The organism is Geminicoccus roseus DSM 18922, from assembly GCF_000427665.1.
GTDB lineage: Bacteria > Pseudomonadota > Alphaproteobacteria > Geminicoccales > Geminicoccaceae > Geminicoccus > Geminicoccus roseus.
The window spans coordinates 1737650-1749532 of record NZ_KE386572.1 but is presented as its reverse complement, the minus strand read 5'-3'; the positions used below and the strand labels follow the sequence as shown (position 1 = coordinate 1749532).

At 69.1% G+C, this 11883-nt stretch carries 14 protein-coding genes; 8 read left to right on the top strand and 6 right to left on the bottom strand.

Features of this window, described 5'->3' with window-relative positions; genetic code table 11:
- Positions 1-97 precede the first annotated feature (97 nt).
- Entirely contained in the window at positions 98-883 is a 786-nt protein-coding gene (locus GEMRO_RS0109390; RefSeq protein WP_027133777.1) for an SDR family NAD(P)-dependent oxidoreductase, read from the bottom strand.
- Positions 884-1159: 276 nt separating this feature from the next.
- Between GEMRO_RS0109390 and GEMRO_RS28695 the strand changes: the two genes are divergently transcribed.
- Genes GEMRO_RS28695 through GEMRO_RS0109370 form a run of 4 tightly spaced genes read left to right on the top strand, consistent with a single transcriptional unit; the run spans position 1160 to position 3880 of the window.
- Positions 1160-2032: a DeoR/GlpR family DNA-binding transcription regulator gene (locus GEMRO_RS28695; RefSeq protein WP_051328884.1), complete on the top strand. Its 873-nt coding sequence runs from the start codon at positions 1160-1162 to the stop codon at positions 2030-2032.
- 39 nt (positions 2033-2071) lie between these two features.
- Positions 2072-2872, top strand: coding sequence for a BtpA/SgcQ family protein (locus GEMRO_RS0109380; RefSeq protein WP_027133776.1), 801 nt, complete (start codon positions 2072-2074; stop codon positions 2870-2872).
- 2 nt (positions 2873-2874) lie between these two features.
- The gene (locus GEMRO_RS0109375; RefSeq protein ID WP_027133775.1) at positions 2875-3552 is read left to right on the top strand and encodes an HAD family hydrolase; all 678 of its coding nucleotides are present in this window, start codon (positions 2875-2877) and stop codon (positions 3550-3552) included.
- A gap of 10 nt (positions 3553-3562) precedes the next feature.
- The gene (locus tag GEMRO_RS0109370) at positions 3563-3880 is read left to right on the top strand and encodes a hypothetical protein (protein ID WP_027133774.1); all 318 of its coding nucleotides are present in this window, start codon (positions 3563-3565) and stop codon (positions 3878-3880) included.
- Positions 3881-3969: 89 nt separating this feature from the next.
- On the opposite strand, the gene GEMRO_RS0109365 is transcribed toward GEMRO_RS0109370, so the two are convergent.
- Complete coding sequence (locus GEMRO_RS0109365) at positions 3970-4584, bottom strand: FMN-dependent NADH-azoreductase (RefSeq protein ID WP_027133773.1); 615 nt, start codon at positions 4582-4584, stop codon at positions 3970-3972.
- A 129-nt stretch (positions 4585-4713) separates the two neighbouring features.
- Between GEMRO_RS0109365 and GEMRO_RS0109360 the strand changes: the two genes are divergently transcribed.
- Positions 4714-5619: a LysR family transcriptional regulator gene (locus GEMRO_RS0109360; RefSeq protein WP_205624940.1), complete on the top strand. Its 906-nt coding sequence runs from the start codon at positions 4714-4716 to the stop codon at positions 5617-5619.
- A 69-nt stretch (positions 5620-5688) separates the two neighbouring features.
- On the opposite strand, the gene GEMRO_RS0109355 is transcribed toward GEMRO_RS0109360, so the two are convergent.
- The 3 genes from GEMRO_RS0109355 to GEMRO_RS0109345 form a co-directional block, all read right to left on the bottom strand.
- Positions 5689-6165 (bottom strand): DUF6644 family protein, encoded by a 477-nt coding sequence (locus tag GEMRO_RS0109355; protein WP_157505521.1) that lies wholly within the window; start codon positions 6163-6165, stop codon positions 5689-5691.
- Positions 6166-6172: 7 nt separating this feature from the next.
- Positions 6173-6577: a DUF6152 family protein gene (locus tag GEMRO_RS28690; protein WP_240476649.1), complete on the bottom strand. Its 405-nt coding sequence runs from the start codon at positions 6575-6577 to the stop codon at positions 6173-6175.
- An 87-nt stretch (positions 6578-6664) separates the two neighbouring features.
- Positions 6665-7744, bottom strand: a complete 1080-nt coding sequence (locus GEMRO_RS0109345; RefSeq protein WP_027133769.1) for a zinc-binding metallopeptidase family protein — start codon at positions 7742-7744, stop codon at positions 6665-6667.
- A gap of 238 nt (positions 7745-7982) precedes the next feature.
- Here GEMRO_RS0109345 and GEMRO_RS0109340 point away from each other — a divergent pair, with 238 nt between their 5' ends.
- Entirely contained in the window at positions 7983-8744 is a 762-nt protein-coding gene (locus GEMRO_RS0109340; protein WP_027133768.1) for an SDR family NAD(P)-dependent oxidoreductase, read from the top strand.
- A gap of 173 nt (positions 8745-8917) precedes the next feature.
- A complete protein-coding gene (locus tag GEMRO_RS0109335) occupies positions 8918-9832 on the top strand; it encodes a CorA family divalent cation transporter (RefSeq protein WP_027133767.1) in 915 nt (304 codons plus the stop codon).
- 10 nt (positions 9833-9842) lie between these two features.
- On the opposite strand, the gene GEMRO_RS28685 is transcribed toward GEMRO_RS0109335, so the two are convergent.
- Complete coding sequence (locus tag GEMRO_RS28685; RefSeq protein ID WP_051328883.1) at positions 9843-10742, bottom strand: LysR family transcriptional regulator; 900 nt, start codon at positions 10740-10742, stop codon at positions 9843-9845.
- 138 nt (positions 10743-10880) lie between these two features.
- On the opposite strand from GEMRO_RS28685, the gene dgcN reads away from it, so the two are divergent.
- Positions 10881-11879 carry an N-acetyltransferase DgcN gene (gene dgcN, locus GEMRO_RS0109325; RefSeq protein WP_027133766.1) on the top strand — a complete coding sequence of 333 codons (999 nt, stop codon included), beginning with the start codon at positions 10881-10883 and terminating at the stop codon, positions 11877-11879.
- The last annotated feature ends 4 nt before the right edge of the window (positions 11880-11883 follow it).

The window sequence follows — 11883 nt, the reverse complement described above, 5'->3', positions numbered from 1 at the left end:
CGATTTACCTGACCGGAACACCACCGCCTGGTGTGCGCCCCTCAAGGATGGATTGACGAACGAAAACTTCGTCTCCGACGAATTTCCCCCGGGCCCTTCAGCCCGTATAGACGCCTCCGGTGACGTTGATCCCCTGCCCGGTCATGAACCGGGCGGCATCCGACAAAAGAAAAGCCACCACGCCGGCAACGTCCTCGGGCGTCTCCAGCCGGCCAAGCGGCGTCAGCGCGACATATTCGGCCAGCACCGCCTCCGGCGTCATGCCGCGCAGTTCGGCCTCCCAGACCACCTCGCGCTCCTGCATCCCGGTCTTCACGAAGCCCGGGCAGACGCAGTTCACCCGGATGCCGTTCGGCGCCAGCTCGCGCGCCAGGGCCTGGGTCCAGCCGAGCACCGCGAACTTGCTGGCGGAGTAATGCGCGAGCAGGGGCGCCCCGACCTTGGCCGCCAGGGAGGCGGTGTTGCAGATCACCCCCTTGCGCCCGGTCTCCAGGAAGTAGCGGGCCGCATACTGGTTGGTGAGGAACACCCCGCGGGCGTTCACGTCGAAATTGAAGTCCCACTCGTCGTCGGTGAGGTCCACCGCACGGTTCATCGTGGAGACGCCGGCGTTCGCGACCAGATAGTCGAGTTCGCCAAGGTCGCGGACCGCCGCTGCGAAGCCCTCGGCGACGCTGACGCGCTCGCGGACATCCATGGCAAGGGCGTGGTGGCCGGCGCCCAGCGCCTTCACGGCATCCTGTGCGGCCGGGAGGTTCAGATCGGCAACGGCGACCCGCACGCCCTGCTTGGCGAGGGTTTGTGCGATCGCCAGGCCAATGCCGGTGGCGCCCCCCGTCACCAGAGCGGTCTTGCCTGCCAGGTCGGCGCCGATGCCGGTCAACGGGTTCTCCTCGTCCTGCTCCGGCCATGCCGTCCCGGCCTCGCCGGAGATGCTGGCGCTTCGCGCGTCTCTCTTGCCGATCGATGCGCGAAGCGCCTCCCCCGGATGACGAGGCTATTCAGATCAAACAGCAGGTCAAACACTTTCTAACACAGCTCACACCGCTCCATGTTCGTATCTGTTCGGTCTGGTTGCGGAAGCATCAGCGTGCCGCTATCCTCGGCACATCATTCGAGGATGTGCCCGCAGGCGGGCAGAACAGCTAGGAGCGGCAGGATGGACGGCGAGGCTGGACGCTCGACCAACACCAACATGCCGCCGCTTACCCCGGAGGGAGAAGGACGGCGGGGCGTCGCGGTGATCGCGGCAGCCCGTCGGCGCGCGCTGCATGCGGCGATCACCGAGCGGGGCGAGATCTCGGTATCCGACATCGCCAAGGAGTTCGGCATCTCGGAGATGACCGTCCGGCGCGACCTGGATTCCTTGCAGCAAAGCGGGGCCATCGAGCGCTCCCATGGTGGCGCGGTCCTGGCCCGGCCGGCCGCGGCGCCGGCAGAGCCCTCCTTCGCCGCCCGCCGCAATGTCCGTGCCAAGGCCAAGCAGGCCGTGGCGCGCGCCGCGGCGGCGCTGATCGGCGAGCGCGACGTGGTCGGCCTCGATGTCGGCTCGACCGTCGCCTATCTGGCGGCCGAGATCGGCTCGCGCACCGGGCTCAGCATCGTCACCAACAGTTTGCAGGCAGTGGCCGCCCTCACCCGGCACCCGGTGATGTCGGACGTCTATGTGGTGGGCGGCTATCTCCGCTCGCGGGAAGGCTCGCTGTGCGGGGCCATCACCCAGCGGCAGCTGGCCGACCACTGGCTGAACAAGGCGTTCGTCGGCGTGGCCGGGATCACGCCCGAGGGCATGTTCGACTACTCGGTGGAAGAGGTCCAGGTGACGCTCGGCTACATCCGCCGGGCCACGGAAGTGATCGTGCTCTGCGACAGCAGCAAGTTCGGCCGGCGCAGCTTCGCGCGGGTGGCCGGCCTGGAGACGATCTCCACCCTGGTCACCGACCGGATGCCGCCGCCGGAGATCGAGGAGCCGCTGCGGCGCCACGGGGTCAAGATCGTCATCGCCGAGGGCGATCAGGAAGTCGACGGCTGAGGGCTCATCCCAGCGCGTTGCTATTGGAAAGGTTGTGCGATCGTGTTCGATCTGTTGCAGGAGCGGAAGAAGCTCGTCATCGCCATGGTGCATATCGGCGCGCTGCCGGGCACCTCGCTCTATGACGAGAAGGGCGGGATGGCCAAGCTGGTCGAGGGCGTCCTCGCCGACATCCGCGCGCTGCAGGAAGGCGGCGTGGATGCCGTGATGTTCGGCAACGAGAACGACCGGCCCTACTCGCTCAAGGCGCCGCTGGCCTCTGCCGTGGCCATGAGCTCGATCATCTCGACGGTGAAGCCCGAGCTGAAGGTGCCGTTCGGGGTCAACTATCTGTGGGATCCGACCGCCAGCGTCGAGATCGCGGTCGCCACCGGCGCTGCCTTCGTGCGCGAGATCTTCACCGGCGTGTACGCTTCCGACATGGGCATCTGGGAGCCGGACTGCAAAAGCGCCTTCCTGGCGCGCCGCAATCTCGGACGGCCGGACCTGAAACTGTTCTTCAACATCAACGCCGAGTTCGCCGATTCGCTCGACAAGCGCCCGATCGAGCTGCGCGCCAAGAGTGCCGTGTTCTCCTCGCTCGCCGACGCGATCCTGGTGTCCGGCGCCATCACCGGCCAGGAAGCCGACCAGACCGAGCTGCGCAAGGTCCGCGAGGCGCTGCCGGACACGCCGGTGTTCGCCAATACCGGCGTGCGCATCGACAATGTCGAGCAGACCATGAAGCTGGCCGACGGCTGCATCATCGGCACGCATTTCAAGGTCGACGGCAATACCTGGAACCCGGTCGACAAGGAACGGGTACGCCGGTTCATGGACAAGGTCGGCACGCTGCGCTGATCATGGAAGACGCGCGTTTTGCCGCCGAGGCGGTGGTGTGGGACGTGGACGGCACGCTGATCGACAGCGAGCCGCTCCACGAGCGGGTCTTCTACGCGACCTGCCGGCGGCACGGCGTCGACTTGTCGGACCTGGACGCCGGCGTGTTCGTCGGCGTGCACCAGTATGATGTGTGGGAGGCGGTGGCCCATCGCTTCCCACCGCATGTCGACCGGGATGCCTGGCTGGCCGACCTGGATGCCGAGTATCTGGCCGACCAGGGCAGCCTGGCCGCGATGCCGGATGCCCTGGCGGTGGTGCAGGCCCTGGATGCCGCCGGCATCAGGCAGGCCTGCGCCTCCAACTCGGGCGCCGCCGTGGTCGCCGCGAACCTGGCCACGCTGGGCATCCTGCCCTACCTGGCCGCAACGGTGACTTTGGACGACGTGGCCAACGGCAAGCCCGCCCCCGATCCCTATGCGCGGGCCTGCATGCTGCTCGGCGTGTCGCCGGAACGGGCCGTTGCCGTGGAGGACAGCATCACCGGGCTGATGGCCGCCAGAGCCGCCGGGCTGCGCACGATCGGCTTTGCCGCCAACCCCCACATCGCCGGCAAGCCCGAGTTCCGGGCGCTTGCCGACCGGTTGATCCAGCGCCTGGACGAACTCCCGGCGCTGGTGGCGACCGCGCCCGCCGCCTGAGCCGAAGGCGGTGGCCTACCGGATCGACCCGGAGCGCGACCGGGACTTCGTGGAGGAGTTCCGGCGCGCTCCCACGGGCCGGCACAGCCCCGGGCTGCAGCGGGTGCTGAACAGCCTGCGTGCCACCGATGCCGGCCGGCCACTGACCGTCATGAGGTCGGGCGATGCCGGCGGCTGGGTGCTCGTCCGGCTGCCGGGCGACCGCTCGGGCCCGGTCGAGGTCGAGGATGGGCGCGTGTTCGGCAGCCTGGAGGAAGCCGAATGGCACGTCTTCTGCCGGCGCTGGCTGGCGGCGACCGGCGAGCGGATCGATGGCGACCTGCCCTGAACGGCGCGGCCGCGAGGGAGGATGCCCTTCGCGGCCGCTCTCGGGTTCGTTCGTGTAAAACGGCGGGCACCCGTCCCGGCGTGGGCCGGTCAGGCCGCCTGCAACAGGGTGATCACCTCGCGGGCGTCGTCCAGCGCCTTGGTGCGCTGCGCCTCGCCCGTGGCCACGCCCTCAGCGCGGACATACTCGATGTCGGTGATGCCGAAGAAGCCGAAGATGGTCTTCAGGTAGGGCTCCTGATGGTCGATCGCCGCCAGCGCGGTGCCGGCGCCATAGAAGCCGCCCCGGCTGGACGCGACCACGATCCGCTTGCCGCCGGCCAGGCCCTCGGGCCCGTTCTCGGTGTAGCGGAAGGTGCGCCCCGCGACGGCCAGGCGGTCGATCCAGGCCTTGAGCTGGGTGCTGATGGTGAAATTGTACATGGGCGCGCCGATGACCACGATGTCCGCGGCCAGGAACTCCTCCAGCACCGCCTCGCTCAGTGCAAGGTCGTGCTGCAGGGCCGGCTCGTGCGCGCTGGGCGCCGTGCTGCCCGCGGCCAGATAGGCGCCGGACAGATGCGGCACCGGCTCAGCGGCGAGATCGCGATAGGTGATCTCCAGGCCCGGGATGGTGCGGGCCAGCTTCTCGACGATCCCTACCGACAGGGTACGGCTCACCGAGGCGGCGCCGAGGATGCTGGAATCGACGTGCAGGAGCTTCATGGCTTCGTGTCTCCGAAGGGCGCGGCGGATGCCGTGTTGTCTGCCTACGGAGTTAAGCGTGGAACGATCGTCCGGTTAGTCCCACAATGTCGACCACACTGTTCCACTGATGGAACAATGGAGGGACTGGTGCAGGACCTCAACGACCTGGCGTGCTTCGCAGCCGTGGTCCGCCACGGGGGCTTTTCCCCAGCGGCCCGCGCCCTCGCCCTGCCCAAGTCGCAGCTCAGCCGGCGGGTGGCGCGGCTGGAGGAGCGGCTGGGGCTGCGCCTTCTGGAGCGCTCGACCCGCAAGGTGAGCGTCACCGAGGCCGGGCAGCATTACTACCGGCACTGCCGGGCGATGGTGGCCGAGGCCGAGGCCGCCGACGAGGCGGCGGCGCGGATCCAGGCGCAGCCCCAGGGGATCGTGCGGATCGGCTGCCCGCCCGGCTTCGTGCGGGCCCTGGCCGAGGCCGTGCCGCCGTTTTTGGCCGCCCACCCCAAGGTCCGCCTGCAGTTCCTGTTCTCCAGCCAGCCGCTCGACCTGATCGAGGACCGCGTCGACGTCGCCATCCGGGTGCGCACCCGGCTGGATACCGATGCGTCCCTGATCCTGAAGATGCTGGGGCGGAACGCGACGATCCTGGTCGCGAGCCCGGGCCTGCTCGCGCGCCACGGCGCTCCCTCGACGCCCGAGGACCTGGCAGCCCTGCCGATGCTGGCCCATACCGAGCAGCCCGGCCCGACGAGCTGGCACCTGCAGGACCGCCATGGCGCCAGCGCCACGGTGGTCCAGGAGCCGAGGCTGGCCACCACCGACTTCGTGATCCTGGTCGAGGCGGCGATCGCGGGCCTGGGCGTCGCCTGCCTGCCGGAGCAGGTGGCCGCCCCGGCGGTGTCGGATGGCCGCCTGGTCCGCATCCTGCACGGCTGGCATGCCGGCGAGGGGCTGCGCCACCTGGTGTTCGCCTCCAGGCGCGGGATGACCCCGGCGGTGCGCGCCGTGATCGACATGCTGAGCGCCGCCCTGGGTCCCGATCCGGTCCTGCCGTGAACCGGCCATGGCCGATGGCCCGCCCTGGGCGGAGGCGCCGCAGCTTCAGGCGGTCGCGCGCACGCGAGCCTAGAGGAAGCCGATCCACCGGCCGGCCACGAGGGCGGAAAGCCAGAGCGCCATCGACAGGAACGCCAGCACCCGGACGCTGGGGTGGATCGACCCGGCCGTGCCGGCGGTCCGGAAGTGGCGGTTGCCGTGCTGGAGGCCGATGTTGACCAGCGCCAGCGCCAGCAGCCCGAGCTTCCACAGGAAGGCGGCATTGCCCAGGTAATGCGCCGGCCGAACCGAGAACAGCCACAGCCCGGTCAGGATCGCGAGCACGACGCCAAAGGCGGCGGCACGGGACAAGAACGGGCCCAGCACGGCGAGCGGTGCGGAGCGGAACAGGCCGAGCAGCCGGAGGTCGAGCGGCAGGATGGCACCCAGGATCAGGCCGATCCCGAGGATGTGGGCAGCGTTGACGAACAGATAGAAGGTGCCCGAGTTCTGGAGGAGCACGGCTCCAGGCCAGGCACCCAGCCACTCGATCAACGTCGCGGACAAAGCCGGTTCAGTTGCCCTGGATCCGCTCCGGGTACATGTCGTAGTTCTGGCCGTCGATGGTGATGCGGACGGCCTTCATGTGCATGTCGTCCGGATCGCTGGAGCGGTTGCCCAGCACCGTGATCGCGTCGCCGGGTGCGGCGGTGTCGCCGGTGAAGCCGGAGCGCTCGGTCTGGCGGGGGTTGCCGAGGTCGACCTGCCAGAGGACGCCGTCGCTCGACATCACCTGCAGGACCGGGTGCGGCGGCGCCATGGAGATCGACTGGATGGTGCCTTCCAGGGTCATCTGCTCGCTCTCGGCCCAGGACCAGCCATGGTGGGCGAGGGCCGGCAGGCTGGCCAGGGCGATGGTGGCGGCAGCCAGCAACCCCAGGACGGAGCGCCGGTCCTTCGGACAGACCCTTGCTGACATCGGTTCGTCTCCCGCTGCTTCTCGATCCAGACTACCGCATCTGCCCAAGGGCGAAAGCGCCAATCACCCCCGGTCGCCCTCGCCCGCTCAGATCTTCCGGTGCACCAGGTCGTGGATGAAGCCCAGCTTCTCGATCACCACCGGCGACAGCACGAACGGGTAGAGGTCCGGCTGCCCCATCGACCGGTTCAGGCTGTTCACGGCGAAGGTCAATGGCAGCCAGGCGTCGATCAATTCCTGGACATGGCGGACGCGGGTCGCCTTCAGGTTGTCGATGTCGGCGCTGAGGTCATCGTCGTCGTTGCCGACCTTGGGATCGACCTTCAGGCCGAACGCGGAAGCCGTTTCGAGCGTGTCGACGATGTGCAGGTAATGGGTCCAGGTTTCGGCGAAATCTTCCCACGGATGGGTGGTCGCGTAGGCGCTGACATAGTTCTCCTGCCAGTCGGGGGGCGCGCCGTGGTCGTAGTGGCGCTTGAGCGCCTCGCCGTAGTCCTCGCGCTCGTCGCCGAAGATCGCGCGGCACTTCTCCAGCACGTCGGGCCGCGCCAGCACCAGGATATCCCAGTAGTGGTGGCCGACCTCATGGCGGAAATGGCCGAGCAGGGTGCGGTAGGGCTCGCCCATCTCCTTGCGGGTCTGCTCGCGATGAGCGTCGTCCGCCTCGGCGATGTTGAGGGTGATCAGGCCCTGGTCATGGCCGGTCAGCACCGGGGCCGGACGTGGCTGGGCCGGCCCGGCCGGCTGGTCGGACAGGAAGTCGAACGCCAGCCCGTGCTCGGGATCGTCCTCCTGGTTGTCCAGCGGCAGCTTCAGCGCGATCAGCGTGTAGAAGAGCCGGTGCTTGGCGATCTCGATCTTGCGCCACAGTTCGACGTTCCGCGGCTCCGACAGGTCCGGGATGGTGCGGTTGTGACGACAGGCCTTGCAGAACTGGTCCGGGCTGTCGGCCGGCAGCATCCAGTTGCACAGGTCGAGCTCGGCATTGCTGCAGAACTTCATCGGCCGGTCGGGTGCCGCCAGCGCACGCCAGTGGTCGCCCTCCGGCTCCAGGGCGGACAGCATGGCGGGGTCGGGAAGGTAGCCAAGGCGGTGCCCGCAGCGGACGCAGGCCGTGTTCTCGAAGTAGAGCATCTGCCCGCAATGCTGACACTCAAAGAGCTTCATAATGTTTCTCACCGCACCGGTCGTGGCATCGCCGGCCCCAAAAGGGTGGAGCCTCGCCACCGGCCGCTTCAACGGACGGACGCGGCGGAGGTTGCACAACATGCTCTATTAGATTTTGCGCCTCCCGTACGGCGCGGATTGCCTCCCTCTCCCGCCGCCCATCAGGCCGCACGCGCGGCATTGACGGCCTGACCCCGGCCGTCAGAGGTTGCCCCGCATCGGATCAGGAGGCTTTTCCATGTCGTTTGCCCATTATCCCAGCCTGAAAGAGGCTGTCGTCTTCATCACGGGCGGTGCCTCGGGCATCGGCCTGGAGATCGTCCGGGCCTTCGCGGAGCAGGGCTCCCGGATCGGCTTCGTCGACATCGACGCCAAGGGTGGCCAGGCAGTCGTCGACGAGCTGGCCGCCAAGGGCGCCGACATCCGCTTCGAGGCCTGCGACCTGCGCGACATCCCCGACCTGAAGCGGGCCTTCGCGGCGCTGGAGGCGGCGCTGGGGCCGGCCACCGTGCTGGTGAACAACGCCGCGCGCGACGACCGGCACGGCTGGCAGGACGTGACGCCGGAATATTACGACGAGCGGATCGCCACCAACCTGCGCCACATGCTGTTCGCGATCCAGGCGGTGGCGCCCGGCATGATCAAGGCCAACAAAGGCTCGATCATCAATTTCGGCTCGAACTCCTGGTGGCAGGCGAGTGGCGGCATGCCGGTCTACACCTCTGCCAAGGCGGCGGTGCACGGCATGACCCGCTCGTTCGCCCGCGACCTGGGCCCGCACCGGATCCGGGTCAACACGGTGGTGCCGGGCTGGGTGATGACCGAGCGGCAGAAGGAGCTGTGGGTGACGCCGGAGGCCCTGGAGGACACCATGAAGCGGCAGTGCCTGCCCTTCCCGATCGAGCCGGTCTACCTGGCGCGGATGGTGCTGTTCCTGGCCTCCGACGATGCCGCGATGTGCACAGCCAACAACTACATGGTCGAAGCGGGCTCGATCTGACGCCCGGCGGCGCCCGGAGCCGTTGCCTCATGTTCGCCGTGGCCGGGAGGTCCGGCGGGCGCTAGGCTCGCTCCGGGCCAGGGCGCAGGTGCAGGGTGCTACGCTACTTCCAGATCGCGGACGGAAGCCTGCACCGGGCGGCGGCCCCAACGCCAGGGAGTTTTCCCGGAGAGGTGGCCTGGATCGACGTGATCGATCCGACCCAGGCCGAGGAAGCGCAGCTTGAGCGCCTCCTCGGCGTCAACGTGCCCTCGCGGGAGGACGCCAGCGAAATCCAGACCTCCAGCCGGCTGATCGCCCGCAACGGCACGCTCTACATGAGCGCCATCGTCGCCTACGGGCGCGAGATGGAGCCGCTGCGGACCCTGCCGGTGATCTTCGTGCGCACCGGTGAATGGCTGATCACGGTCCGCTACGGCGAGCCGGACGCGGTCGACCGGTTCGTCGAGCGCGCCGGCAACCGGGAGTGGAAGCTGAGCGATGCCGACAGCATCCTGGCGGCCCTCCTGGAGGTGATCGTCGACCGGATCGCCGACCGGCTGGAGTTCATCGGCAGCGACCTGAAGAAGATCGAGCGCGCGATCTTCCGGCGCGGGACGAGCGGCCCGGACCGCCACCGCGGGCCGAACGTCACCCGGCGCATCCGCGTGCTCCAGGAGGTGCTAGAGCGGATCGGCATCCACCACATGACCAGCTTCGGCCTGCGCGAGTGCCTGCACAGCCTGGAGCGGCTCCTGGCATTCCGGCGCAGCCATGGCCGGGACCATCCGCCGACCACGCAGTTCCACCTCATCGAGGACGACCTGCGCGCGATCGCGGACTACGACCACGACCTCAACAACAGCATGGACTTCATGGTCAACGCGACGGTGGGCCTGATCGACGTCCAGCAGAACAAGGTGATCTACATCCTGTCGATCATGAGCATGGTGCTGACCCCGCCGGTGGTGATCGCCAGCATCTACGGAATGAACTTCGACCTGATGCCGGAGTTGCACTGGCGCTGGGGCTATGCCTATGCGCTCCTGCTGATGCTGGCCTCGGCCTTCGTGCCGTGGCTCCTGTTCAAGCTGAAGCGCTGGCTGTGACGCCGGCGGCCTAGCCGGGCTGGCGCCAGGGGCGCGCGATCTCGCGCTCGGCCGCCTTCAGATGCGCGACGAACCGGTCGACCAGGTTGCTGGACTGCCGGGAGCGGGCGGTCAGCGCGTGCAGGGTGAAGGGCAGCGGCGGGTCCAACTCGCGGATGGCGACGGCGCCGCGCGCGGCCTGCGCCGTGTAGGGGTCGATCACCGCCAGGCCGACCCCGGCGCCGGCCATCTGCAGGGCGGTATGGTAGGTCTGCACCCGCACCACCACGTCCAGCTCGACCCTGGCCTTCTGGCAGGCGCCGTGCAGCAGGCCGCCGAGCGGGTCGGCCTGGTCCAGGCCGATGAACTTCCCGCCCGCCAGATCCCGCAGCGCCACGGGCCCGTCCTGCGACCGGTCGCCGGGCGCGACCACCACCATGCGGGCCTGGGCGATCGCCTCGGCGCGGACCGCCTCGTGCGGCGGCGCGTTGAACACGAAACCGACATCCAGCTCGTGGTGCAGCAGGTTCTGGACGATCTCGTGGGTATGGTGGGTGGCGACGTCGCAGCCCACCCCCGGATGGGCCGCCAGGAAGCGCTGCACCGCCAGCGGCAGCACCCCCAGGCTGAGGGCGGGGATGGTCGCGATCCGGATGCGGCCGGCCTGGCCATCCCGCAGGTTGGCGGCAAGCCGGCGGACATCGTCCATGGCCGAGAACGCCCGGCGGGTCAGCGCGAACAGGGCCTGCGCCTCGGCGGTGGGCAGGATCCGGCCGCCGCTGCGCTCGAACAGGCGGAAGCCGGCCTGATCCTCGGCCTGGGCCAGCATCTTGGTGACGGCCGGCTGGGAGACGTGCAGGAGGCGAGCGGCGCCGCTGGCGGAGCCGGTCAGCATGACGGTGTTGAAGATCTCGAGGTGACGCAGGCGCAACGGGTCGGACTTCGATCGGTGGCCCCCAAGCCATAACCCAGGCTCATGGCCTTGTCGTTCTTGATATGCGACGCGCGCGTCCGGCCGCCCTATCCTGGCCAGGACCCTTCGCTTCAGCCCGTGGTTGCTTTCATGACGATGCTGGCCAGCCCCTATCTCCTTTATCTCGGCGACGTGCAGGACCCGATCAGCGCCAAGACCGCGCGCGGGATCGCCTATTTCCGGCCGGAGCTCTGCGTCGGCCAGCACCGGCTGCCGGGCTGCACGCTCTCGGTCGGGCTGCCGGACCTCGACCTGAAGGAGGCGGCGGCGCGGGGTGCCAAGACCCTGGTGCTCGGGATCGCCAATCATGGCGGTTATATCGACCAGGCCTGGATCCCGGCGATCCTGGAGGCGCTGGAACTGGGCATGGACGTCGCCAACGGGCTGCACGCCCGGCTGTCGGACATCGACATCGTGCGCCGGCGCGCGGAGGAACTCGGCCGCACGCTGCACGACGTGCGCCATGCCGGCGGCCCCTACCCGATCGGCAAGGGCAAGCGGCGGACCGGCCGCCGGCTGCTCACGGTCGGCAGCGACTGCTCGATCGGCAAGATGTACAGCTCGCTGGTGCTGGAGGCGGAGATGAAGCGGCGCGGCATCGACGCGACCTTCGCGGCCACCGGGCAGACCGGCATCCTGATCGCGGGCGGCGGGGTGCCGCTCGACGCGGTGGTGTCGGACTTCATCTCCGGCTCGGTCGAGTGGCTGACCCCGGACCGCGATCCGGGCCACTGGTGGGTGGTCGAAGGGCAGGGCTCGCTGTTCCATCCCTCCTATGCCGGGGTGTCGCTGGGCCTCCTGCACGGGGCGGCGGCGGACGCGCTGGTGATGTGCCACGAGCCGACCCGGCCGCACATGCGCCACATGCCGGACTTTCCCGTCCCACCGCTGGACCGCTGCATGGAGGCGAACCTCGCTGCCGCCCGGCTGACCAACCCCGACGCCAGGTTCATCGGCATCGCGCTCAACACCCAGCACATGGCGCGGGCGGAGGCCGACCGCCTTTGCCGGGAGCTGGAGCAGGAGTTCCAGCTCCCTTGTGTCGATCCGGTCGTGCACGGCACGGCGGCGATCGTCGACAACCTGCCGGGCTGAGCGG

What these genes read in the sequence shown, in the direction of transcription:
- GEMRO_RS0109345 (WP_027133769.1), bottom strand. Translation starts at nt 7,744, where the DNA reads ATGAAGCTCTTTGAGTGTCAGCATTGCGGGCAGATGCTCTACTTCGAG.
- dgcN (WP_027133766.1), top strand. Translation starts at nt 10,881, where the DNA reads ATGCTGGCCAGCCCCTATCTCCTTTATCTCGGCGACGTGCAGGACCCG.
- GEMRO_RS0109375 (WP_027133775.1), top strand. Translation starts at nt 2,875, where the DNA reads ATGGAAGACGCGCGTTTTGCCGCCGAGGCGGTGGTGTGGGACGTGGAC.
- GEMRO_RS0109340 (WP_027133768.1), top strand. Translation starts at nt 7,983, where the DNA reads ATGTCGTTTGCCCATTATCCCAGCCTGAAAGAGGCTGTCGTCTTCATC.
- GEMRO_RS0109365 (WP_027133773.1), bottom strand. Translation starts at nt 4,584, where the DNA reads ATGAAGCTCCTGCACGTCGATTCCAGCATCCTCGGCGCCGCCTCGGTG.
- GEMRO_RS28690 (WP_240476649.1), bottom strand. Translation starts at nt 6,577, where the DNA reads ATGTCAGCAAGGGTCTGTCCGAAGGACCGGCGCTCCGTCCTGGGGTTG.
- GEMRO_RS28695 (WP_051328884.1), top strand. Translation starts at nt 1,160, where the DNA reads ATGGACGGCGAGGCTGGACGCTCGACCAACACCAACATGCCGCCGCTT.